A 303-nucleotide genomic window follows, 5' to 3' on the forward strand; every position below is an offset into this window, starting at 1 on the left:
AGATATATAGGAAGAACATCGGATGTAACAGCTCGTAAGTCAGCCCATAAAAGAGGAAAACATGGAGATTTACAGATGACTGTTGTTGCGAAAGATTTATCTTATGGTCAAGCAAGAGGTTTGGAACATAGATTATATTTAAAAAATGGTGGAAAAAAGAAGTTAAGAAATGAAATAAGACCCATAGGTATGAAAAATAAAAAAATAAAAGATTATATGAAAGAGTCAAGAAATGCATATAATAAACTTAAAAAGAAATAATTTAGTATAAGGAGAGAGTTTAGTTGTCGTTTTATGAGAAAG

1 pseudogene is annotated in these 303 nt (G+C 29.0%); it reads left to right on the forward strand.

From position 1 onward, the window contains the following. Positions 1-261 (forward strand): annotated as a pseudogene (locus tag KVT27_RS24175) (RHS repeat domain-containing protein); the annotation flags it as partial. Positions 262-303: the final 42 nt, after the last annotated feature.

It is taken from the genome of Lysinibacillus sp. GbtcB16 (assembly GCF_019091145.1).
In the GTDB taxonomy this organism is placed as follows: domain Bacteria; phylum Bacillota; class Bacilli; order Bacillales_A; family Planococcaceae; genus Lysinibacillus; species Lysinibacillus fusiformis.